Raw genomic sequence first — 23,042 nt, forward strand, 5'->3', positions numbered from 1 at the left:
TCATGAACCCCGGCCGTGTGCCCCAGTCCGCGGAACCCATCGCGATCGTCGGCGTGTCCGCGATCATGCCCGGCGCGGTCGACGTCGAGGCCTTCTGGCGGGCCGTCGTGGAGGGCCGGGACCTGATGGGCGACATCCCGCCCGACCGGTGGCTGGTCGAGGACCACTACCACCCCGATCCGGCGGCGCCCGACAAGACCTACGCCCGGCGCGGCGCCTTCCTGCCGGGGATCGAGATCGACCCGATGGCGCTCGGCATCCCGCCCGTCGCCCTGGCCGCGACCGACGCCGCCCAGCTGCTCGCCATGGTCGCCGCCGACCGGCTGCTGAACGGCGCCGGGTTCATGACACGGGTGGACCGCGACCGGGCCGGGGTGTTCATCGGCTGCGCCGCGCTCCAGCTGGCCGCGGAGGTCGGCGCCCGCTCCTTCCGCCCGGCGTGGCGGCAGGCGCTGCTGGACAGCGGGCTCGCACAGCCGGAGGCGGAGGCGGTGTGCGAGCGGATCGCGGAGTACCTCCTGCCCTGGCAGACGGAGACCTTCCCCGGGATGCTCGGCAACGTCGTCGCCGGCCGTATCGCCAAGCGCTTCAACCTCCACGGCACCAGCTTCACCGTCGACGCGGCCTGCGCCAGCTCGCTCGCCGCGCTCAGCGCCGCGGTCGACGACCTCCGGCTCGGCCGCTCGGACCTGGCCGTCACGGGCGGCGTGGACACGCTGACCGACCCGGTGACCTTCGTCTGCTTCAGCAAGACCCCTGCCCTGTCACCCACCGGTGACTGCCGGCCGTTCGACGAGAGCGCGGACGGCACGATGCTGGGCGAGGGCGTGGCCCTGTTCGCGCTCAAGCGGCTCTCGGACGCCGACCGCGACGGCGACGACGTGCACGCCGTGATCCGCGGCATCGGCTCGTCCACCGACGGGAACGACGTCTCCGTCTTCGCCCCGTCCCAGACCGGCCAGGAGCGGGCCCTGCGACGGGCGTACGCGGCCGCCGGATACGGCCCGCGAACCGTGGGCCTGGTGGAGGCCCACGGCACCGGCACGCCCACCGGCGACGCCGTGGAGGTCGCCGCCCTGCGCGCCGTGTTCACGGATCCGGAAGCGGGCGGCGAGGAGACCGAGCGGGCCTGGTGCGCACTGGGCTCGGTCAAGTCCCAGATCGGCCACGCCAAGGCGGCCTCCGGTGCCGCCGGGCTCCTGAAGGCGACGCTCGCCCTCAACCACCGGGTACTGCCCCCGACCATCAAGGTCCAGCGGCCCAGCCCCCGGCTCCGACTCGACACCGGCCCCTTCTACCTGAACACCAGGACCCGGCCCTGGGTGCACGACGCCGACCACCCGCGCCGGGCCGGGGTGTCCGCGTTCGGCTTCGGCGGCACCAACTTCCACGTCGCACTGGAGGAGTTCCGACCCACGCAGGAGGGCGGCGCCCACAGTGCCCCCTGTCTGCCGGCGTCCCCGACCGAGCTCGTGCCCCTGTCCGCCGACACCCCCCAAGGCCTGGTCACCCGCTGCCGCGAACTCGCCGCCGCCTGCCCGGCCGACAGCCTCGCCCGGACCGCCCGCCGGGCCCAGCGCAGCTTCCGCGCCACGGACGGGGCACGGCTGTGCGTCGTCGCCACCGACAGCGCCGACCTGGCCCGCAAACTGGAGCAGGCCGCTGAGCGGATCACGGCCGAGCCGGCAGCCCCGCTCTCGCTCGCCGACGGACTCCACTACGGGCCCGTCCGGCCCGGCGCCGGACGGATCGCCTTCCTCTTCCCCGGCCAGGGGGCACAGCGGGTGGGTATGGGAGCGGACGTCGCCGCCCACTTCCCGCAGGCCCGCGCGGCGTGGGACCGGGTGGGCACCGACGGGCTGGCCGAGGTGGTCTTCCCTCCGCCGGCGTTCACCGATGACGAGCGCGCCGCGCAGACGGCCCGCCTCGCCGACACCCGCCGGGCCCAGCCGGCCATCGCCGCACACAGCGTGATCCTCCTGAACCTCCTGGACGCGGCCGGCATCCGGCCGGACTGCGTGGCCGGGCACAGCTTCGGCGAACTCGTCGCCCTCCACGCGGCCCGCGCCCTGGACGAGCAGACGCTGATGAGGGTCGCCCGCGGGCGCGGCGAACTCGTCCACGAGCTGACGAGGACCCCGGGCTCGATGCTGGCCCTGGCAGCCGCCCCCGAGCAGGTCCGCCCGCTCCTCCTGGACGAGAACGGCCAGGCACAGGCGTGGATCGCCGTCCACAACACCGCCCGGCAGGTCGTCGTCGCGGGCACCGGCGAAGCGCTCGACGCCGTGGCGGCCCGCGCCGCGCGGGCCGGCGTGGCAGCCAGGCGGCTGAACACCCGAGTCGCCTTCCACAGTCCGCTGGTGGCCTCGGTACCGGAACCGCTGCTGCGGTACCTGTCCGAACAGACGGTTCGCGCACCACTGGTGGACGTCTACGGAAACGCCGCCGCCGAGCGCTACCCCCTCGAGCCCGAGCAGGTCCGCCGCACCATGGCCGCACAGGTGGCCGAACCCGTCCGCTTCCGCGACGTGATCGAACGCATGCACGACGACGGGGTGCGGACCTTCGTGGAGGTCGGCCCAGGAAACACCCTGACCGGCTTCGTCCGGCAGATCCTCGACGGCCGCCCCCACCGGGCCGTCGCCGTGGACCACCCCGCGCAACACGGGGTACGCAGCCTGCACAACGCACTCGCCGAACTGGCCGCACTGGGCCAGCCCCTCTCCTTCGACGCCCTGCGGGCAGGGCACGCCGAGCCGACGTCCGACCCGGAACCGAAGCCGCTCGCCCCGCAGGTCATCACGAGCGCCAACCACGGCCGGCGCTACCCGCCCAACCAGCGGTTCCCGCTCCCCGCCCCCAGAGCCGTACTCACCACGACGACGGGCAACCCTGCCGTCCAGGCACCGGCGCACCCCTCTGACAACGCTCTCGCCCGCGCCATCGTCGAGGCCCAGCGCGAAACCGCCCGCGCCCACGAGGCCTACCTCAACACCGCTCAGAAGTCGGTCCAAGCGCTGATCACCCTCGCCGCCACCGGCCCGGGACCTGATGCACCCCCGCCGACGGCCCTGCCCCCCGCATGGGGTTCCCCCGGCCCGGCCGTGACCGACGCCGTACTCCCTCACGCCCGCGCCGAAACGCTCCCCGCTCCCCCCGCCGCGGCCACCGAGCCGGAACCCACCACCGACCCCGCGCCACCAAGTGACCTGGAGGGCCTGGTGATCTCCGTGGTGGCCGAGAAGACCGGCTACCCACCGGAGCTGCTCGCACCTCACATGGAACTCGAAGCCGACCTCGGCCTCGACTCGCTCACCCGGGTCCAGATCCTCACCGCCCTGCGCCCGTCCTTCCCCGACCTGGAAGGCCTCAGCCCGGCTCTGTTCGGTCCGCTCCTGACGGCCCGTACCGTGGACGAGATCGCCCAACGCCTGCGGGCGCTGGCCCCTGCACCCCCCGCCCAGGAGCCCGCTTCCCCACCGGTCGGCCGGCCGCACCGACAGCTGCTCGGCCTCGTCGCCTGTCCCGCGACCGGCGAGCCCACCCCGCGCCTCGGTCACGGCCCCCTCCTCGTCACACCGGACGGTGCCGGCGTGGCCGAAGAAGTCGTGCGGCTGCTCCACAAGCGCGGAGTGCCGGCCGAAATCGGCACCACCGTCCCCGCGGAGGCCGGCGGTGTGCTGTTCCTCGGCGGCCTGTCCGACCTCCTCCGTCCCCAGGACGCCCTCGCCGTGCAGCACGAAGCCTTCCGCCTCGCCCGGCAAGCCGCCCCACGACTACGTACCGGCGGCCTCTTCGCCACCGTGCAGGACACCGGTGGCGGCTTCGGCCACACGCACCCGGACCCGCTCCGCAGCTGGCTCGGCGGGCTGGCCGCACTGGCCCGGACGGCCGGGCGTGAATGGCCCGCGGTCGCCGTGAAGGCCATCGACTGCCGGCGTGGACGGCGCACGCCCGAGGAGGTGGCCGGCGCGGTGGTCGACGAACTGCTCGACGGCGGCCCCGAGGTGAACGTCGGCCTGGCGGAGGACGGCACCCGCCACACGCTCGGGCTCACCGAGCCGACCGACCGGCCCGGCGCGTCGACCGCGCTCGACGACTCCTCCGTGATCGTCGTCACCGGGGGCGCCCGGGGCATCACCCACGAAGCCCTGCTGGTTCTCGCCGAGCGCCACCCCGCCGCGCGGTTCGCCCTGTTCGGACGCACACCCGCGGGGGAGGGCCCCGACGGCGTCGCAGCAGCGCTCACCACCCTTCGCGGCATCGGCGCGCAGGCCCGGTACACCGCGCTCGACGTCCGCGACGAAGACGCCGTACGCGGCGAACTGGACCGGATCCGCAACACGTGGGGGCCGATCACCGGGATCGTGCACGGCGCCGGGGTCCTCGCGGACGCGCGCATCGAGGACAAGACCACGGACCAGTTCAGCCGGGTCTTCGACACCAAGGTCGCCGGCCTGCACGCCCTGCTCTCCGCGACCCGTCAGGACCCGCTGCGGCTCATCTGCGCGTTCTCCTCCATCGTGGGGTTCACCGGCAACGAAGGCCAGTGCGACTACGCGATGGCCAACGAGACCCTCAACCAGGTCCTCGCCGCCGAGCAGGCCGCCCGCCCGGACGCCCTCGTCCGATCCCTGCTGTGGGGACCGTGGCGCGGCGGCATGGTCACCCCCGCACTCCAGGAACTGCTCGGCCTCGCCGGAATCGATACGATTCCGCTCCACCAGGGCGCCCACGCCTTCGCCGACGAACTTCGCCACCCCGCTCACGCCCCGCAGGTGGTCATCACCGCCGGGACGGCCGCAGCCCTGCTCGCGGAGGCCCCCCATGCCCCCCGCTGACCACGAGCGGGCCCAGGTGATGCCCCGGCCGCCGCTCTCCCACTGGCCCACCGAGGCCGCCCCGGCACCCGAACCCACCGGCGCCGCCCCGGCACCCGCCCCCACCGGAGTCCTGGGCGCCGTACTCGACCAGCACCGGACCGTCGGAGAGCTGCACACCCGCTTCCTGCGGATGCAGGACGACGTCCTCGCCCGCCTGGCCGCTGCCCCCTCCCGGAACACGGCACACGAAACGGTGGTGGAGCTCGTGGCCGACCCGGCCACCGACCCGTGGCTGCTCGACCACCGCCCGTCCTGGACCGTGCCCACCATGCCGCTGATGTCGATGGCCGACCTCCTGGCCGGCGCGATCACCCGACACACGGGCCGCGCCGTGCGGTCGGTCGAGGAGATCCAGGTCCGACGCTGGCTGCCCCTCCCGGCACCCACCCGGCTCCGCCTCAGCTGCCGAGGAGGACCCGAACACCCCATGGCAGCCCTGGACATGTGGTGGCAGGCGGCCGACCCGGCGATGTCCCGCTTCACCCCGGTCGCCACCGCGACCGCACGCGTCCACACCCGCGAACGCCCGGCCAGGTTCGAACCGCTGACCGGCACGCACCCCATGCCCTGCCCGTACGAAAGCGCCACGCTCTTCCACGGCCCCGCCTTCCAATACCTCACCTCGTGGCACCTCGGCTCCCGAGGTGCCCACGGCACCCTCCTCGCCGAGCGCGGCACCGTGCCACCCGGCATCCTGCCCCACGGCCTGCTGGACGGTGCGCTGCACGTCGTCCCGCACGACAGCCTGTGGCGCTGGGACCACACGATCGACCGTACGGCCATCGCCTTCCCGCACCGGATCGACTGCCTGACCCTGTTCGACCCGCTGCCTTCCTCCGGCGAGATCGAGGTCGAAGCCCGCTACGCCGGCACCCACCGCGACGACCCGCGCCTGGCCCGAGTCGATCTCCAACTGTGCAACGGCGCAGCTGTCCTGGCCGCATTCCGGCTCACCGTCATCCTCGTCCCCGCCGGCCCGCTCGCCGCGGTACCACCGGCGCGCCGCCGCGCGTACCTGCGCGACCGCGAACCAGTGCCGCAGTTGCTGTGCTCCACCGCCGACAGCAGTACAACCGTGCTGCACCGCGACACCCTCGAAGCCCTGGACACCCCGCCCGGCACAGTCGCCGCCCTCTACGCGCTCCCGGCCGGGGACCACCCGCGTGACCATCTCGCCTCGATCGCCGCCCAGGAGCACGTCGCCCGGCTGACCGGCACCCACCCTTCAACCATTCGGCTCGCCCCGGACCTGTCCACCGCCCACCCGACCGGACGACCAGGACAGCCGGTCCCGCTCCACGTCACCTGCGACGGCCGCACCGCCACCGTCCGCACCGCCCAGCACCCGGGAGACACGACCGCATGCCCACACCCACCATCCTGGTGACCGGAGCATCCGGCGTCGTCGGCTCCGCACTGCTGCGCGCACTCGACGGCACGAACGCCAACGTCATCGCCCTCACCCACCACAAACCCGTCCCCGGACACCACCTCCGCGGAGACGTCACTCGCCCCTGGCTCGGCCTGCACCCCGACGAATACCGCAAGCTCGCCGCCGACACCGACGTCGTCGTGCACTGCGCCGCCTCGGTGAACTTCACCGCCACCGACACCCACCTGCACAACGTCAACGTCCGCGGCACCGGCCACGTCCTGTCCTTCACCGAGGACGCCCGCGCACGCCTGGTCCACACCTCCACCGCCTTCATCGCCCGAGCCGGCCACGGCTCCGGCATGGACGGCTACGCCACCTCCAAGGCCGCCGGCGAGACACTGGTCAGGGAGTCCGCACTACCCGCCACCATCGTCCGGCTGTCCACCGTCATCGGCGACTCGCACAGCGGCAGGACCGCGCGCCACCAGGCATTCCACTACCTGCTCGGCGCCGCAATGGCCGGCCGGCTGCCCTTCCTGCCCCACCACCCCGGCACAGCCGTCGACTTCGTACCCCAGGACACCGTCGCGGCCTTCCTCACGGCCCTGGCCCTCACCGAACACCCACGGGGCGACTACTGGATCACCGCAGGCGACGCCGCCCTCCCGGCGACCCGCATCCTCGACCTCGCCTACCGGGCAGCCACCGCCCCGAGCCGGCGCGCCGGCCGCCCCGACGTCGACCCGACGCTCTTCCGCACCCGGCTGCTCGACCCGGCGGTGTGCGAGCGCGTCATCACCGCAGCCCTCGACCGCACGCCCGCCGGCACCCCGAGCCTGATCCAGCACGCGGCGAGGTTCATGCTCGCCTTCAACAACGCCACCCCCTTCCCCACCTCCCTCGGCAGCCTCCCGGACGCGCCGGCCGCCCCCACCGCCCACGATCTGGAGCAGGCACTCACCGGCACCCTCACGCACATCCTCGACCAGCCCGAGGAAACCTGGTCCATGGCGTGACGGCCCTGCACCCCGGGGGAGTGCGTCCTGGCCGGGGCCGACTGCGCCCGGTCTCCGCCACCGGTGTGCCAGGCGGCCGGGACCCTCGAACCTCCCCTGCGGCGGCTCATGATTCAATGCCGAGCGTGACGGAGTCCATACGCCCTGGTGGAGCCAGGAGTTCCGCATTCGCGCCGCTGCGCCCCGGTGATCCGCGGACCGTCGGTCCCTACCGCCTGGAGGGACGGCTGGGCGAGGGCGGCATGGGGCAGGTCTTCCTCGGTACCTCGGCCGGCGGTCGCCAGGTCGCGGTGAAGCTGATCCGGCCGGAGCTGGCCGGCACCGCACGGTTCCGGGAGCGGTTCGCTCGGGAGGCCGCCGCCGCGCGGCAGGTCGGGGGGTTCCACACGGCGCAGGTCGTGGACGCCGATCCGGGGGCGGACCCGCCCTGGCTGGCAACCGCGTTCGTACCGGGTCCGACGCTGCAACAGCTGGTCGACGCCGACGGGCCTCTCGACCCTGCGGCCGTGCTGCGGCTCGGCGCCGGGATCGCCGAAGGGCTGGCCGCGATCCACCGGTGCGGGCTCGTACACCGGGATCTCAAGCCCGGGAACGTGATCGTGGCCGAGGACGGACCGCGCATCATCGACTTCGGCATCGCGCACGAGTCGGGGGCGGACGCGATGACCCGCACCGGATCGGTCATCGGGACGTACGCCTACATGTCACCGGAGCAGGTCCGGGGCGAGGCGCTCTCGCCGGCCGGCGACGTGTTCGCCTTCGGTTCGGTGCTCGCGTTCGCGGCGACCGGCCGCAGCCCGTTCGACGCGTCTTCCGTGCCGGCCATCGTGCACCGGGTCGTCAGCGAGCCGCCCCGGCTCGACGGACTGGACGCCCCCCTGCACGAGATGGTCGGGGCGTGCCTCGCCAAGGACCCCGCCCAGCGCCCCGGCATGGACGAGGTGCTGGCCCGGCTCTCGGTCACCGGGCCGGGCATGGTGTCCGGTGCGCCTGCCGGTGCCTTCGGGCCCGCGCCCAGTGCCGAGCCCGCGCCCGGGGCAACGCCCACGCCCGCGTCCGCGTCCGAGCCCACGCCCGGGCGGGCGTTCCACGCCCTGCCGACGCAGCCGGCTGCGGCACCGCCCGGTGCGCCGGCCGCGGGCGCGGCCGGCGGGGCGGGCCTGTCCCGTCGTACGTTGCTCCTCGGCGGGGCGGGCGCCGCCGCGGCCGCCGTCGCCGTACCCGCCTACCTCTTCCGGGACTCCTGGTGGGGATCGGGGTCGGAGCGGGACCGGACCCGGCCCGTGGCCCGGCTCGAAGGCCACTCCCAGTCGGTGGAGCACCTCGCCTTCGGCCCGGACGGCCGGACCCTGGCCGCCGCCGGCTCCGCAGCCGGCGAGCTGTGGCTGTGGGACACCGTCACCCGCCGCACCGTCGCCGAGCTGGGGGAGGACACCCCGCGCTGCTACACCCTGGCGTTCAGCCCGGACGGCCGGATCCTGGTAGGCAGCTGCGAGGACGGAACACTACGGCGCTGGGACGTGCGGACCCGCGCGCCGCTGCCCGCGCTCTCCGGGTTCGAACCGCTCTCGGCCACGACCCCGTACTCCCTCGCGGTCAGTCCGGACGGCGCGGTCCTCGTCGCGGCCGGCGGAGGCACGCTCCAGCTCTTCGACCTGGCGAGCGGACGCCGTCTGAGGAAGATCGAGGCGGGCGAGCAGTACGGCGTCCTGTTCACCCCGGACGGCAAGGGCGTGGCCACGGCTACCCGAAGGAGCGTACTGCTCTGGGAGGTCGACGGAGGGGAGCGGCCCAGAACGTTCACGGCCGGCCCCGGCGACGTACCCTTCTACAGCGTGCTGATCAGCCCGGACGGAAAGACCATCGGCGGCGCCGGGCCCGGCGTCCAGCTGTGGGACCGGGAGACCGGCCGGCCCGCCGCCACCCTCGCCTCGCCGCACCGGCGCCTGGAGCACGCCGCGTACCGGCCGGGCCACTCGATGATCGTCGGCGGCGGCTTCGGTCTCGGCCCGGACGACGACGTCAAAGACCAGGCCAAGGCCGCCACCGGAGGCACGCTCAGCCTGTGGGACCTGAAGACCGGGCGGATCGCCCTGACCTTCACCGGCGAGTTCGAGAAGTCGACCGCCGCGCCTTTGCTCTCCTCCCTGGCGTTCAGCCCGGACGGCAAGACCCTCGCGGCGGCCTTCAGCCCGTGGGACAGCACGATCCAGCTCTGGCAGCTCGCCTGACCGGCTGCCTCTCACTTTCCCATCATCTCAACGGACGGTACTCATGGACGCGTTGTTGCCCCACGACCCCCAGTGGGTCGGCCCCTACCGCCTGGAGGGGCGGCTGGGCGAGGGCGGCATGGGCCAGGTCTTCCTCGGTACCTCGCCGGGCGGCCGCCAGGTCGCGGTGAAGCTGATCCGCGCGGAGCTGGCGGGCACCCCGCAGTTCCGGGAGCGGTTCGCGCGGGAGGTGGAGGCCGCGCGGCAGGTCGGCGGGTTCCACACGGCACAGGTCGTGGACGCGGATCCGGCGGCCGAATCCCCGTGGCTGGTCACCGCCTTCATCCAGGGCCCCACCCTCCACAGCGCGGTGGCCGACCACGGGCCGCTCGATCCGGCGGCGGCACTGCGGCTCGGGGCGGGGCTCGCCGAAGGGCTCGCGGCGATCCACCGGTGCGGCCTGGTCCACCGGGATCTGAAGCCGGGCAACGTGATCGTGGCCGAGGACGGGCCCCGCATCATCGACTTCGGCATCGCGCGGGCCGTGGACGCGAGTTCGCTGACCGCGACCGGATCGGTCATCGGAACCTACGCCTACATGTCGCCGGAGCAGATCCGCGCCGACCGGGCCGGGCCCGCCAGTGACGTGTTCGCGCTCGGCTCGGTGCTCGCCTTCGCCGCCACCGGCCGCAGCCCGTTCGACGCGCCCTCGCTGCTGGCCGTCGTCCAGCGGATCCTGGACGAACCGCCCACCCTCGACGGGATCGACGGCGAGCTCCGGGCCGTCCTCACCGACTGTCTGGCCAAGGACCCGGCCGACCGGCCCGCCGTCGAGGGCCTGCCCGCCCGGTTCTCGGCCGCCGTCGCGGGTGCGGGGCGGGTCCACCCGCCGCGCCGTGAACCGACCGTGGTGGCGGCCCCGCCCGGAGGGACCCCGCCTCCCACCGAGCCTGCGGGGGAGGCGGGCCCGGGAGCGGTCGCGGGTCAGGACCCGCGTGCCCTGGCCGCCGTGGCGGCGACGCGGACCTACGCGCCGCCGGCGACCCCCGCGACCCCCGCACCGCCGGGCCCCGACACGCCCGCAGCAGCGCCGGACACCCCCGTGTCAGGGCCGGGCCGCCGTGGGCCCTCGCGGCGCTCTCTGCTCATCGGCGGCGCCGCGGCCGCCGCGGCCGCCGCGATAGGGGTCCCCGCCTACCTGCTGCTGCGGAACACCAACACCCTCGACGGCCCGAAGAGCACGTACGAGCTGGCCTTCAGCCCCGACGGGAAGACCCTGGCCGCTGCCGGCGGGAACGGCGAGATATGGCGCTGGTCGCTGCCCGGCAAGGAGGGCAGTTCCACCCGGATCAGCATCGCCCACTACATTCAGCCGCACGTCTTCAGCCGGGACCTCACGACGCTCTACCGGGCGGAGGAGCACAAGATCCTGAAGTGGGACGTCGCCACGGGCCGCACGGTCGGGACCCTCACCGGAGAGACCACGGGCGAGGTCCAGGACGGGTTCGTGCACGAGCTGGGGCTCAGCCCAGACGGGAAGACGCTGGCCGCCAGCAGCGGCCGGGGCCTGTACCTGTGGGACACCGGCACCGGATCCCGGCTCGCGCTGCACCAGGACGTCAAGAACGGCCCGGCCGCCTACAGCCCGGACGGGACGATGCTGCTCGCCGGATCGCCGGTCCAGCTGCGGAAGGGCTCGGCCGACACCGTCCTGGCCACCCCCGGCGCCCTGTTCGCGAACAGCGCGGTCTTCAGCCCCGACGGGCAGCTCCTGGCCTTCGGCGACCAGGGCGACGGGGTACGCCTGTGGAACACCGCCACCCGGCAGGACGTCACCACGCTGGAGGGGCACGGCTCCCCGGTCCAGGCGGTCGCGTTCCACCCGGACGGGCGTCGGCTGGCCAGTGGTGACCGGGACGGCAAGGTGATCGTCTGGTCCACCGCCTCCGGAACCTCCACCGCGACCTTCGAGCCCGGCGCGTCCGTCGAGGCGCTGGCCTTCAGCCCGGACGGGAAGACGCTGGCCGCGGGGTGCAGCAGCGGCACGAGCGTGGGGGGCACCGACACGGTGTGGCTGTGGGAGCTCGGGAGTACCCCGTAGCCTGCGGCCGGCTCAAGGCGTCTGGATCTCGTCCCAGCCGGTGCTGAGGAGGTGGTGCCGGGTGGCCGTCCCGGGCCGGCGGTTCGCCGCGCATCCCTGTGGTCTGCCTGACCGGCACGCGGGCCGACCCGGGCACCGTCCTGTACGGGCGGGACCACCTCCAGCGCATTGTCCTCGACGGACCCGTCGACGGCCTCGGCGTCATCGAGGACCTGCCTCCGGGGACGCGGTGCGTGCCCACGGCCGGCGGCGTGATGATCTACCCGCCCACGGCCTGCGCCTGACGGGTTCCCGGCTCAGGTCACAAGGGCATGCGGCACCAGGCAGGGTGCCGGTACGCCGTCCGGCGCCCTCCGCCGCGCCGCGCCGCGGCGGCGGGGCTGGCCCTGGAGGTGGCGGACCGGCGGAGGGGTGATCGGGATGGTGTTGCGGCCGCCGGTGGAGCCGATGCTGGCGCAGGCTGCCGAGGCGCTTCCGGGCCCGGCTGCCGTGCGGGCCGGGCTGGCGTATGAGCAGAAGCTGGACGGGCATCGGGCGCTGCTGTTCACCCCGGCCGGCCCGGGTGGCATGGTGGTGGTGCAGACTCGGCGCGGGGTGCTGGTCCAGGACCGGTGGCCGGACCTGGTGGCCGCCGCCGGGCAGCTGCCGCCCGGCCTGGTCCTCGATGGCGAGCTGCTTGTCTGGGACATGGTGGAGGGCCGGTTGTCGTTTGAGGCGTTGCAGCGCCGGGCTGCCGCCCGTGCCCGCGGCGCCCTGGCCCTGGCCGCCCGCTGGCCGGCCTACTTCGTCGCCTTCGACGTCTTGCAGTTGGACGGCGAGGAGCTGCTGCGGCGGCCTTACAGGGACCGCAGGACTGAACTGGAGAAGTTGTTCACCGACTACGCCCTGACGGTCCCGTGGACGCTCGTCCCGATGACCACGGACCTGGCGAAGGCCCGGGATTGGCTTCGGACCTGGACCGACGTGTCCGGGATCGAGGGCCTGGTCATCAAGCCACTGACCAGCAAATACCTGGGCGGGTATCGCGGCTGGGCCAAGATCAGAAGACGTGACACCTCAGAGGCGGTCATCGGCGCCGTCACCGGCACCCTGACCCGCCCGCAGCTCCTCGTTCTCGGCCGCCACGACCAGGTCGGTCGGCTGCGCGTGGTCGGCCGGACCGTACCGCTGCGCCCGGATGTCTCCCGGCAGGTCGGCGAGCACCTCGCCGCGGCCGGCACCGGGCATCCCTTCGAGGGGGTGCGGTTCACTTCGGCGTGGGGGAGCCGTGACGTTCTGGACGTGGTGCTCGTCCGCCCGGAGGTGGTGGCGGAGGTCGGCGCCGACCGGGCGGTCGACCACGGGGTGTTCCGCCACCCGCTGCGGTTCCAGCGGATCCGTCTGGACATGAGCGTGGGCGACGTGGCGCTGTTCGGGGCGGGGCCCACAGCGGCGGCCGGCTGACCGGCGCGGAGCGGGCGCAGGGGTGATTCCGTCAGCAAGGGGCGAACAGGGCCTCGCAGGCTGTGGGATCGTCGCGGGCGTTCGGGTGGACGAGTGACCGGGGGCTGCCGATGTTGGGTGTACAGGCGTTGGCCGTGCTCGTGCTGCTGGTGAGCGGGGCTGGCTCGGCAGGCACCGGGACCCTCCCACCCTCGTGGACTGGCATGCACCCGTCGGCCCGGATCGGGCGGCCCGGCGCTGCCCGCTCGCCGTCCTGCCCCGGTACCGCGCGTCAGCGGCCTCGGCGGTTGCGGCGTCCGGCGCCGGGGAATCATCGTCGCTGGGTGGGACGCGATTTCGCGCAACGAGCGACGCGCAGGGGGCCACGTGCGACTGCAGATCACGATTGACGAGGAACTGGACGGCGCGGCGGCGTCCCTCTACCGCGAGCTCAAGGAAGCGGAGGACCTGCCCGACGACGCCAAACTCGCCCTGGTGGCGGCCAAGGGGCAACCCGGCGACATGGGGGCCGACGTCATCATCGAGCTCGTATCCGCCGCCGTCGGCACCGCATCCTTCGTCGTACAGGGTGTGACGGCCTGGCGCGGACGGCGCCGCAGGGCGCCTGGGGTCCGGATCGAGGGCGACGGTGTCACCGTGGTCATCGATGACCGGAACGCGGACCCCGCCCACATCGCGGACCTGGCAGCCCGACTGCGGCGAGCGGAACCGGACCCGGACGGCGGCGGACAGGAGCACGCCTGATGCCGCTGCGACTGTCGGATCCGCAGCGGTCCCGCGCCGTCCTGATCGGCGTCGACGCGTTCGAACACCTCGAGGACATCCCCGCGGTCAGGAACAACCTGGTCGGTATGCGGGACGCCCTGGCAGACCCGCGCACCTGGGGGCTGCCGCAGGAGCACATCACCACGGTCGCGCAGCCCATGGAAGCCCGTACCGTGGTGGATGCCGTCGAAGACGCGTACGCCCGTGCCGAAGACACCCTCCTGCTCTACTACGCCGGACACGGACTCACCGACGGAGAGTTCTCGGACGATCTCCTCCTCGCTCTCCCCCACACCCGCGAGAATCGTCCGGACTCGGCCCTGCGCTACGAGGACATCCGCCGGGCGCTCAAGAGGGACAGGACCGCGAAGGAGACGAAGCGCCTGGTGGTCGTCCTCGACTGCTGCTACGCCGCGCGGGCGCTGCGCGGTGCCATGTCCGCCGGCCAGGAACTGGCCGACCTGGCGGACACCGTGCTCGACGAGCACTCGGCGAACGGCCAGGGGCGTTGTGTCCTGGCGGCAGCGGCGCGTAGGGCGCTCGCCCCCGTGGACGCCACCTTCACCCTGTTCACCGGGGAACTGCTGGACGTGCTCACCCGGGGGATCCCGCACGCACCCGCCCTCCTGGACATGGCGCGGATCTACCGCGAGCTGCGCAGACGGCTGACCGCCCGTTCGGGGCCCCTGCCCGAACTCGGGAGCAGGGGTGATCCCGCCTCGATCTGCATCGTCAGGAACCGCTCCGCCGACAAGGTCCCGGCCAAACCGGTCATCCGGGCAGAGCCCTCGCCGTCACCCAAGACCAGGCCCTCGCCGGAGGCATCGGGGACGCACGGGGTGCCCGCCTCGATCGCCGCGCTCGTACGGGCCTACCTGTACGAGCAGCCGAAGGAGGGGGGCCTCTACGTGGCGCGGGAAGGCCACTTCGAAGACCGCCCCGTGCAGCAGGCCAGAAGACTGTTCCGGTTCGCGCCGTTCGAGACCCTCCTGGCCGTCTGGCAGTACGGCACGGTCATCCCCGTCCTGACCAGGTCGCCCAAGGCGCTGGCGATCACGAGCCACGGCATCCGGATGCCGTGGGACGGTAGTGAGCAGTTCTTCGTCTCCTACGCGGAGTTCAAGGACTGCAGGTTCTCCTCCTCGTCATACGAGGCATGGGTCGGGGACGCCGCCCCCTACAGGGAGACTTTCCACTGGCTTCAGGTCGAGACGCCGCGACGCCGGTGGTCCTCGCCGGAGCTGCCGTCGGGCTCGCCGAAGGCGATGGCCGCCCGCCTCAACCACATCAAGCACCTGGCCACCTCATAGGGATCGGGGCACGAGGTGGTTACTCTGCGCACGACAGCAGGTCCAGGCTGCCACCGACGCCGCAGGCGAGATCGACTGGGACGCCTCCGTCGACTCCACTATGACGGGCCATTGATGTAGTGCCTGTGCTGGTGTGCTGGCCTGGGTGTGTTCAGTTTGGTTGGCCGGTGTGTGGCTGCTGGGTGTTTGTTGTGGTGGTCGGGGCCTGCTCGATGGATGATCTCGCGGTTGTCGGGCGGGGTGGTGGCCTGGGGTTTTCTCAGGTTGGTCGAGTTTCCCAGGTGTGCGCAGACGCACTGATTTTTTGTGTGGGTCTAACGGTCCGTCTATAGGCGTGGGTGTCGGGGGCGTTGCTGTGTGGTGTGGATCCAGGCCCGGAGCAGGTCGTGGGGCGGGAGTACGAGCCGGTCAAGGCCGAGGACGCGCGCGGTGTGGTCGAGGAAGCCGCGGTCGGCCTGGGGGTGGGGTGTGCGGGCGAGGTGTCGGGCGAGGGTGACGGTTTCGGGGTAGGTGACCGGATCGCGTCCGGTCTGCGCCCAGGACTTGCGGTGGGCGGGTGGCGGGTTGGTGTCCGCGAGGCGGGTGCGTCGGTGGTGCCAGCGTCGGGTGAGGTGGTGTTCCTGGTCGTGCCAGCGGGTGGTGATCGCGGCGGCCCACTGGTAGGCGGCGGTGGGGTTGGGCCGGCGCTCGAGGCGTTTGTGGGCGTGATGGGCCAAGACGAGCTCGGGCACTGCGTGGGTGTCCAGGGACGCCCGGTCGGTGGGTGGGGTGGCCCATTGTTGGTGCTGTGGGCATAGCCGCTGGTGTGCTTGGTGGTAGGCCCATGTCTGGCTGGTGGTCCCGTGGCTGTGGTGGAGGGTGCACCAGGGGCAGGCGCGGGTGGGCTGGTGGGCGGGTTCGAGAGGCTGCCAGCGAGCGGTAAGTTGGCCGGGATCCGGACCGTGTGACCCGTGGACGAATGTGCCCAGGGCGAGCTGCAGGTTGGGGATGCGGGTGAAGGTGGCGAGGTGGTGGAGTGCTGCGGGGGAGAGCACGATTTCGCTTCCTCCCGGCATGCTGCCGGGGTGGCCGTGGACGGGGATGCCGATGCCTTCGAGGAGCTGGCGTGGCTGAAGGCGGTACGCCTGGGCGAGGCGGTGGAGGTAGGAGGCGGGCGACTCATGTGGCACCGGCCTTACGCGTAGCGCCCCGGCCGGATGCGGCGGCCGCGGGGCGGTGGCGAAGGGCGCCGTCGGACTGCTCACGGCAGCTCTCCTGTGGCCGTTCGGCCGTCGCTGTTTCCGCTTCCGGGCTGCCGGGGGGTGCGGCTGGCCGGGTACCGGGGGCGCTGGTTGTCCTCGGCGAGGTGGTCGAGAACGACGGTCTCCAGGGCGGCCTTGGTGATGCGTTCGCTGCCGTCGAGGATCGCGGCGATCGCGGCCTGGCGCAGGAGGCGGGCGAGACTGCCGATGCGTCCGCCGGTGCGGGTGTGAAGGTAAGGGGCCAGGCGCACCAGGCTTCCGGGCCGGTGCCGGTCAAGGTCTAGGCAGGCTTCCATGGCGGCGACGAGGTCGCGGAAGGGCTGGCTGGTTCCTCGTCGGGTGGGGATGGTGTCGCAGTCGATGAGGGTGGCGCGGCCGGCGAGCTGGGCGCCTCGGGTGCCGGTGAACAGGGGTGTTGTGGTGACGTCGATGCCGGCGTAGACGAAGGTCGCTGCGATGCGTTCGGTGAGGTCTTTCAACAGGTCGGTGGCTTCGGCTCCGGTGCTGGTGCGGGGGTTGAGCCGGTGGATCTCGTCGATCATGACCAGGCGGACGCCCGCCCGGCCGTACGTGTCGCAGACCGACGTCATGATCTGGGCTTGTGTCATGCGGTGGGTGATCGGGATGCCGAGGAAGCGGGCGAATTCCGCCGCCAGGGTTTTGGCGCTGGCCCCTGGCGGGACGAGGACGTACGCGACCGGCATCTGGTCGTGGTTGCCGGTGCGGGCGGTTTCGGCGAGGTGGCAGGTGCGGCCGACTTGCAGGAGCGCGGTGGTTTTTCCGGTGGTCGGGGGCCCGGTGACGATCAGGCTGGGTCGGGCGGTGGCCCGTTGGTGCCGGCCCAGGACCATGAGGGTGCGCACCGTGGTCGAGATCGTGTTGATGGCCGGGGTACGGATGGTGACGAAGTCGGAGTGGTAGGCGAGCCGTTCCTCGGCGCTGCGGGGCGGTGCATCGGGGTCAGGCGGTGTGGGGGGAGTGGTGCCGACGAACTGCTGCCAGCCTTGCCAGGTCGTCGGCGGCAGGGGTTCGTCCTGGCTGAGTTCTTGTGCCGGGGGATGCTTCACCACTGTTCCGCCTCCCGCTGTGCGTCGTAGAGGCCGAAGCCGCCGGCAGCCGCAGCCGCCGACCAGTCCTGGTCGTTGTTTTCGTCGTCTTCTTCAAGGTCGTCCAGGCAATCCGGACCGTCGAGGTCGTGCACGTCTGTGGCGGCCTGACCCGGTACAGGCAGGCTGCCTTCCGGCTGCTGCGCGAGGCCCGGGACGGTGCTGCCGCTGCCGAGGGCGGCGGGCCATGCCGGGCCGCCTGCCTGCACGTGCTGCGCTCTTCTTGCTTTCGTACCGGCGGCCGGGCGGCCGTCTGATTCGGTGCGGGCGCGTGTGAGGATCGCGTGGAGGGCCTCGGCGAGGTCGCTCTCGTACTGCTCGTTGTCGCCGCGCTGTTCGATGTTGGTTTTGAGGTGCTGCCACAGGTGGTCGTTGAAGGGCTGGTGGACGTGGTCGCGGTGGATCCACGGGACTTCGGCCAGGTGCCCGTCGGGGAGGCGGATCCAGACTTGCCGGGCGTCGTGGGGGTTGTGGTGGACTTCCCATTTCCCGGCGCGGGCGTGGACGTCGGAGGGCTGTCCGCGGAGCGGGTTGAGGATGGCGTCGTCGTAGGTGCGGTGGCTGACGCGGATCCCGCGGTCGGTGATCTTGTGCCAGCGGGTGGGGAGGAGCTCGATGTAGTCGCGTCCGGTCAGCGGGGCCGGCACATATCCGTGGGCGGCGATGAGGGCGGCCCACATCTCGTTCGGCGACAGAACGGTCTGGGCCATCGTGGGGTGCCGTAGGCCTTCGTGGGGTCGGGGCTGCCAGCCGGCGGTGATCCACTCGTCCAGCAGGTCCTGGAGCTGCGCCACGGTCCAGCAGGCTTCCTTCTCGGTGTCGCGGCCGCGCTCGACGGTGTTGGAGGCGGTGTAGCCGGCGACGTACTGGCAGAACAGGGTGTTGATCGAGGCGAAGGTCCGCTCCACGGGCCCTTTCGCGGCGGGCTGGCGTGGGGGTGCGGGCTGGAGGCTGACTGCGAGGGTTTCGCAGGCGGCGCGGAAGGCGGAGGAGAGGTAGATGTTCCCGCGGTCGACGATGACGGTCTCGGGGACGATGACCGGCCGGGCCGCCGCGTGTTCCAGCCGGGCATCGATATCCAGGAGGCGTTCGTAGGGAATGCTCGCGTGCGCGAGGTGCAGGCAGGCGGGCCAGTGGGGGCGGGCAGGGTGCGGGACGGCCATCTCGGCGAGGAGCAGCGCGGCGTCGACGGCTTTGGTCCCGGCGGGCCGCAGGACGGCGGCAAGGATGCTGCGGGTGGCGACGTCCAGCGCGATGGTCAGCTCGGGACGGCCGGCCACTCCGTGGTCGGAGACGGCCATGATGTCCAGCCGCGTCGTGTCCAGCATGACCTGCTCCCCGGGCCGCAGCGCCATGGCCGGGGTGAAGGGCGGTGCAGGGCTGGAGGCGGTGCGGGCCGGGCGGCCCGGCAGCTCTCTCGGGTCGGCGAGCGCGCGGACGAGGCGGTTGAACGTGGACACCGGCGGCAGCAGGACTCCAGCACCGGGGCCGTGGGTTTCGGCGAGGACCTGCCGGGTGAGCTCCCGCAGCCCGGCGAGCGTGCCCTTGGAGCGGCCGCGCTGGCGCTTCAGCGCCTCCAGCACCGCCACGACCACCTGCTCGTCGGCGCGCCCGGTGCGGCTGGACGGCTTGGTGGTGCGGTGGTCGACCAGCCCCCACAGCCCCTGGCGGCGGTAGCGGGCCCGCATCCTTCGGATCGTCGCCGGGCTCACCCCCGTCCAGCCCAGTGCTGCCAGCTCGTCGGCCTTGGCCTCCACCCGATCGCCCATCGGACGCTCCAGCGTGTACGCGGGCCGCGGCACCCCCGGGCTGCCCGGGCCGCCGGGCAGGCCGCATTCGATCTCCTGAAGGTGTCGTTGCCAGGCCAGCGCGCGTTCCTGCTCGCGTACCGGCACGGTCTCGAACAGCCCCCATTGCGGCACCCCGACCGCGGTCCGGGCCCCGACCACGGCGAAGTCGGCAGCCGCGCACAGGTAGCCGTTCAGCATCGAGGTGACTGCGCCGTCCTCGGCGACCAGCCGTACGACAGAGCCGTCCATGGCCACCACCTGCCAGGTGCGGCCCTCGAAGACCACGTGCCCGCCCACCGCGACCACCGGCCTCCTCGCAGCACTCCTGCTCATCACGCCTCACCGCCCGTGACACCGGCAGGTCTGCCCGGTCCGGCGACGACCCGTTCGTGCACAGGCCGGGACAGCGGCACAGTCAGGCGGCCGGACCACAACGCGTGGAACACGGCCGGCCATATGGCCATCGGATCACCTACCGCCCGCACCCCCTCGATCAGCGGCCGCGGATTTCGGAAGGCTTCCTGTACCGCGGCCATCCGCTGCGGGCCGCCGGCGTTGCGGGGGTGCCGGTAGCCGGCCAGCCACCGCACATTGGCCTCCACGACGGGGTCCAGGGGCTCCAGCCGCCGGTAGACCCACCCCACCTCCGCACACGCAGCACCCACGTACCGGGCGGCCAGGCGTGCTCGTTCACCGCCACCGCCAGAGACGGAGGGGCAGTCGGCAAGGAGGGCTGTTCCGTCGGTGTACCGGACGAAGAGCTGCGGGACCCAGGAACGCACCCGGCCCTGCCCGTCGCGCCACACCAGCCGCAGCGGCCGCCCGGCCAGGCCGACGACGCCGGGATCGCGGTCGAGCAGCATCAGCTGGGAGCGCATAGCCGCCGACCCGTGCACCACATGCCGGCCGGTGGTCGCCGACCACCACCACCCGGGCGCCCACCGCTTCCCCGGGATCACGGGAAAGGCCGCAACGGGCGCCAACTCCTCGAACCGTACGGACGCGGCGGCCTTGTGCAACGGAAGCTGCCGTATGCCCCCGGACGCGTCCCTGAACGCCGCTTCACAACCAGCCCCGGCCTGGCCTTCGCCCTGTGCATGACTGCTCATGTCGTTAGCCAAGTAGGTGAACTATGCGCAGAAACACCGGTTGCGAGGAGCGTCACGCGATCGAACGGACCGCGCCCCAAGCGCGGGTCACCGCTGGTACTCGTCTGCTACAGATCCGCTGCCCCGGGCTAGCACAGCACCCCGGACGCAGCGTTTTGCGAGCACTGACGCGGGAGCCTGGTCAGCCGTCCCCTGCCGGACCGCGCCGGGCGATCTCCTCTACGAGATCAGCAGGGATCTTGCCCCACTCGCCGACGAACCGGGCTGGCACGCCCGCCTCGAGTGCAGCGTGGGCAGCCTCCAGCAGTGCACGGTCCAAGACCTCGCTGCCCCTGACAAGGAAGCGGAGCATGTTCCGGCTGGCCTCAGCGACCGGACGCCTGTCGTGGACATGGACGTCGCCCAGTACCTGGATGGCTTCGTCCAGCAGACGCTCCAGACGGGCCCGATCGGCGTTGGGGACGGCTTTGCACCAGCTGATGGTGCCGTCCTCCCGCTCTGCCAGCAGACGCAGCTGCACGCCCGTGGACACGGGCTGACGTTCCCGACTCACCCACCACGGGTCCTGGCCCCAGCCGTCAAGGTCCCCGACGCCGCGGCGCCGTCGGACCACCGTCCCCAGCCATCCGGCGACCAGCGGCCCGTCGTAATCGACCGCCACCAAAGGACCCAGCCACGGACGCCCTACCCGCACGCCCAGCTCCCGGCAGAACGCACCGTCCGCAGACCGGAGCCGGATCTGTTCCCGCCCGCTGTCGTCCCACGCCAGCTCCTCCATGGCGGGGTCGAGTAGCGCGTCGGCCACGGCGACGACCTCGGGAAAGACCACCGCGTCGCGGGCCACCGCGTGCCACCACCAAAACCTGCCTCCTGCGTCCCCACCCGCGAGCCGGTGCAGGCGGGCCGGCCAGATCCGCTCTTCACCCCAGCCCAGAGCTTGTTCCCACCACCGGCACACCACCGCCCGCGCGAGACCGAACACCTCGGCCGGCTCCACCCCGGCCCGCCGCGCCCGACGTTCCACCCCTGCCCACTGCCGCTGGGCCCGGGCCACTTCCGGGCTCCCGCGCAGGTCGAGGTTCTCCAGCCCGTGGTCGACGTCGGCATCCAGCTGCCACCGGTGGTGCCGCTCGCACACACGCTGCCAACGCTCGGTGTAGCGGACCGCGCGCACTGCCTGCCCGCTCCGCCGCGCCACACAGAGCCGGCAGCCGAGCGCCGCCGGCCCGACCACCGTGGCGCCGACCCGCCACAACCCTCCCGCGCTCCCCGGCCGCTGCTGCTCGGTGAGCTGCTCCTTGCCGTGCCGCCACGACGGCAGAGCTTGCTCGAGGACCTCCTCTTCAACCCTGCACAGTTCCGCCAGCAGGGCTCGGCCATCCCGATCGAGCAGCACCTCTGCATCCGCGCGTGGAGTCCCGCCCGGGTGCCGGGGCTGATGGTTCTTCCACTGCCAGTGCCCCAACAGCCAGCCGGGTTCCTGGCCGTAGCGTGCGGCGGTCCGGCACATCAGAGACCAGGTCGTCTCGCCCTCCAGGGGAGCCACACGGAAGACCGAGGACGGCACTCGACCGGCCTCGCGAACGACAGCCTGCGCGATCATGTCCGTTGGCTGCCCAGCGCCCTTCCGAGCCACACCCCGGGACGTCCGCCCACTCACGAGCGATGGTTGCGCAGGTTGGTTGAGTACTGTGGTGTTGCACTGGTCCGCAACACCACAGACACGGGTCGTGGGATGCCCATGCTCAGCGGATCCCAGAGTTCATCTGGCCAAGCTTTTGAAGCACTACCCTGTTTCGGGGATTGGTCAGAGGTCGATGCCGTTGGGGTAGCTGCCGGGATCGCTGCCCCAGGTGCCGTCTGGGGGACCGCCGCTTGCGCCGAGGACCCAGAAGCCGATGACCGCGGTGATTGCGGGGGCGGCGGCGAGGGCTTTGATCCATTTACCGAAGGCGTCTTGGATGTCCTGGGCTGCTGGGACCAGTGCGATCACTGCGACGAGCATCCAGGTGACCAGGCAGAGCACCCCGCTGATGAGTGTCCATCGCTTGGCCCGACTCACGGTGTCCCCTCGCTCTCCTGACGCCAGTGGCACCTCATCATGCCGGTGAAAGGCTCCGTGGGGATGCTGTCTTGCTTGAGGACAGCCCGGGGGTAGGTCTGCACTGTGAATCGAGAGAGCGCTTTCCGTCCCAGGGCCGGGGCGGAGGTTCACCGCCAGGAGGTCATCCTTGCCCTGGCGCCGCCTGAAGTCAGGGGGCGCGCGGTGGGGGTGGGCCGGATTCGAACCGGCGTCATCCCTCTGAGCAAGAGGGTGCGACGACCTCTGCGCTACCTGTCCCCACCGCGGCACGCACAACCTACGTTGCACCCCACTCCACAGAGGCCCCGCCCTGCTGCCAGCTGCCCGCGGAGCGGGCTGGTCCTGGAGGCGGAGCCGGAAGGACCCGGGCAGGGGAGCGCAGCGGACCTGCCCAACGGGCCGAAGACCCAGACCCCGTGAAACGGGGTCACCCTCGCCTGCGGAGCAGGCCGTTCGGGATGAAGCGAAGCGGAGTCCCGAACCCGTCCGGAGCGAAGCGTAGGACACCGGCCCGAAGGGCCGGCCCTGAGGGCGCGAAGCGCCCTCCCGCTGAGCGAAGCGAAGCGGTTCGTTGGCACAGCGCGCAGCGCTGTGGGACCCGCTCCGCGGG

At 72.6% G+C, this 23,042-nt stretch carries 15 protein-coding genes and 1 tRNA gene; 9 read left to right on the top strand and 7 right to left on the bottom strand.

Features of this window, described 5'->3' with window-relative positions:
- Positions 1-2: 2 nt before the first annotated feature.
- From AC07A6_RS25485 to AC07A6_RS25525, 9 genes are all read left to right on the top strand, one after another.
- Positions 3-4,841 (top strand): SDR family NAD(P)-dependent oxidoreductase, encoded by a 4,839-nt coding sequence (locus tag AC07A6_RS25485; protein ID WP_478778666.1) that lies wholly within the window; start codon positions 3-5, stop codon positions 4,839-4,841.
- Positions 4,828-6,270: a hotdog family protein gene (locus AC07A6_RS25490; protein ID WP_478778667.1), complete on the top strand. Its 1,443-nt coding sequence runs from the start codon at positions 4,828-4,830 to the stop codon at positions 6,268-6,270. Before AC07A6_RS25485 ends, AC07A6_RS25490 begins: the two co-directional genes overlap by 14 nt.
- A complete protein-coding gene (locus AC07A6_RS25495; RefSeq protein WP_478778668.1) occupies positions 6,246-7,274 on the top strand; it encodes an SDR family oxidoreductase in 1,029 nt (342 codons plus the stop codon). The genes AC07A6_RS25490 and AC07A6_RS25495 overlap by 25 nt, the downstream gene beginning before the upstream one ends.
- Positions 7,275-7,399: 125 nt before the next feature.
- A complete protein-coding gene (locus tag AC07A6_RS25500) occupies positions 7,400-9,505 on the top strand; it encodes a WD40 repeat domain-containing serine/threonine protein kinase (RefSeq protein WP_478778669.1) in 2,106 nt (701 codons plus the stop codon).
- 43 nt (positions 9,506-9,548) lie between these two features.
- Positions 9,549-11,585 carry a WD40 repeat domain-containing serine/threonine protein kinase gene (locus AC07A6_RS25505; protein WP_478778670.1) on the top strand — a complete coding sequence of 679 codons (2,037 nt, stop codon included), beginning with the start codon at positions 9,549-9,551 and terminating at the stop codon, positions 11,583-11,585.
- A gap of 98 nt (positions 11,586-11,683) precedes the next feature.
- Entirely contained in the window at positions 11,684-11,869 is a 186-nt protein-coding gene (locus AC07A6_RS25510; RefSeq protein WP_478778671.1) for a hypothetical protein, read from the top strand.
- A 136-nt stretch (positions 11,870-12,005) separates the two neighbouring features.
- Positions 12,006-13,028 carry an ATP-dependent DNA ligase gene (locus AC07A6_RS25515; protein WP_478778672.1) on the top strand — a complete coding sequence of 341 codons (1,023 nt, stop codon included), beginning with the start codon at positions 12,006-12,008 and terminating at the stop codon, positions 13,026-13,028.
- Positions 13,029-13,394: 366 nt separating this feature from the next.
- Complete coding sequence (locus AC07A6_RS25520) at positions 13,395-13,772, top strand: effector-associated constant component EACC1 (protein WP_478778673.1); 378 nt, start codon at positions 13,395-13,397, stop codon at positions 13,770-13,772.
- Entirely contained in the window at positions 13,772-15,103 is a 1,332-nt protein-coding gene (locus AC07A6_RS25525; RefSeq protein ID WP_478778674.1) for a caspase, EACC1-associated type, read from the top strand. Before AC07A6_RS25520 ends, AC07A6_RS25525 begins: the two co-directional genes overlap by 1 nt.
- Before the next feature lie 326 nt (positions 15,104-15,429).
- On the opposite strand, the gene AC07A6_RS25530 is transcribed toward AC07A6_RS25525, so the two are convergent.
- The 7 genes from AC07A6_RS25530 to AC07A6_RS25560 all read right to left on the bottom strand — a co-directional run bounded on the left by AC07A6_RS25530 (position 15,430) and on the right by AC07A6_RS25560 (position 22,692).
- The gene (locus AC07A6_RS25530; protein WP_478778675.1) at positions 15,430-16,347 is read right to left on the bottom strand and encodes a TniQ family protein; all 918 of its coding nucleotides are present in this window, start codon (positions 16,345-16,347) and stop codon (positions 15,430-15,432) included.
- Positions 16,344-17,414 (bottom strand): TniB family NTP-binding protein, encoded by a 1,071-nt coding sequence (locus AC07A6_RS25535; protein ID WP_478778676.1) that lies wholly within the window; start codon positions 17,412-17,414, stop codon positions 16,344-16,346. Before AC07A6_RS25535 ends, AC07A6_RS25530 begins: the two co-directional genes overlap by 4 nt.
- A complete protein-coding gene (locus AC07A6_RS25540; protein ID WP_478778677.1) occupies positions 17,408-19,573 on the bottom strand; it encodes a transposase family protein in 2,166 nt (721 codons plus the stop codon). Before AC07A6_RS25540 ends, AC07A6_RS25535 begins: the two co-directional genes overlap by 7 nt.
- The gene (locus AC07A6_RS25545; RefSeq protein ID WP_478778678.1) at positions 19,573-20,259 is read right to left on the bottom strand and encodes a TnsA-like heteromeric transposase endonuclease subunit; all 687 of its coding nucleotides are present in this window, start codon (positions 20,257-20,259) and stop codon (positions 19,573-19,575) included. Before AC07A6_RS25545 ends, AC07A6_RS25540 begins: the two co-directional genes overlap by 1 nt.
- Positions 20,260-20,530: 271 nt before the next feature.
- Positions 20,531-21,952, bottom strand: coding sequence for a DNA-binding protein (locus tag AC07A6_RS25550; RefSeq protein WP_478778679.1), 1,422 nt, complete (start codon positions 21,950-21,952; stop codon positions 20,531-20,533).
- A gap of 204 nt (positions 21,953-22,156) precedes the next feature.
- Positions 22,157-22,411 carry a hypothetical protein gene (locus AC07A6_RS25555; RefSeq protein WP_478778680.1) on the bottom strand — a complete coding sequence of 85 codons (255 nt, stop codon included), beginning with the start codon at positions 22,409-22,411 and terminating at the stop codon, positions 22,157-22,159.
- A gap of 205 nt (positions 22,412-22,616) precedes the next feature.
- A tRNA-Ser gene (locus AC07A6_RS25560) sits at positions 22,617-22,692 on the bottom strand.
- Positions 22,693-23,042: the final 350 nt, after the last annotated feature.

Source organism: Streptomyces sp. NPDC044002, assembly GCF_056434525.1.